This is a genomic window from Bacillus sp. P4_D3, from assembly GCF_056401855.1.
The window spans coordinates 1-902 of sequence record NZ_JBFUIN010001044.1; the positions used below are offsets into that span (position 1 = coordinate 1).

Genomic DNA, 902 nt, shown 5'->3' on the forward strand with positions numbered 1-902 from the left:
CCATATAAACGAAAGAGAATAGATATTATGATTCATTATGGGTTAAATAGATTAGCAGAAGCGGAAAGGTTACGAAATTTACTTCAAAAGGACGGGAAGAATGCCCAGTTATCTTTATTCTCTAATTTAAACGATACTTTTCAATTTGCAAACAAGAATAAAATAATGACAGTCGTTGAGGCGAAGAGTGAATCCCTAGTGGAATATGTATGGAGAGAGAAATGGATCATCCAGAAAGAAGGAGAGGCTTCATGCGTAACATTCAAATTGCGTTAACGAAAGGAAGATTAGAAAAGCATGTTATTCCACTGTTTGAGAAAATTGGAATTGATTGTTCGGAGCTCAAAGATAAAGGAAGAAAACTTGTGTTTAAAAGTAAAAACACAAACATTTCATTTATTTTAGTGAAAGCGGTAGATGTTGCTACTTATGTAGAACATGGCGTAGCTGATATTGGAGTCGTTGGAAAAGATATATTAATGGAATGTGAGAAAGATATATATGAGATGGTGGATTTAGGAGTAGGCGTGTGTAAATTTTGTGTCGCTTCTATTCCTACGTATAATCCGAAGAGTTATCGAAAAAAACGAATTGCTACGAAATATCCGCACATTACTTCTACATATTTTCATGATAAAGGGGAGGATGTAGAAATTATTAAAATAGAAGGATCTGTAGAGATTGCTCCACTTCTAGGTTTGGCAGATGCAATTGTTGATATTGTTGAAACAGGAAAAACATTACAAGAAAACGGGTTAATTGTATTTGAGGAAATGTGCTCTATATCAGCTCGAATGATTGTGAATAAGGCTGCATTGAAAACTAAAAAAGACGAAATATTCGGTATTATAAATATGATGGAACAAGAAATTTTGTCAGGGAAATAGGGGGACTTTCAATGG

1 protein-coding gene and 1 pseudogene are annotated in these 902 nt (G+C 34.0%); both read left to right on the top strand.

Annotation, left to right across the window (positions count from 1 at the left end):
• Positions 1-276 (top strand): annotated as a pseudogene (locus tag AC1DTM_RS29030) (ATP phosphoribosyltransferase regulatory subunit); the annotation flags it as partial.
• Positions 252-887, top strand: a complete 636-nt coding sequence (hisG, locus tag AC1DTM_RS29035) for an ATP phosphoribosyltransferase (protein WP_002202661.1) — start codon at positions 252-254, stop codon at positions 885-887. The pseudogene AC1DTM_RS29030 and the gene hisG, both read left to right, overlap by 25 nt.
• Positions 888-902: the final 15 nt, after the last annotated feature.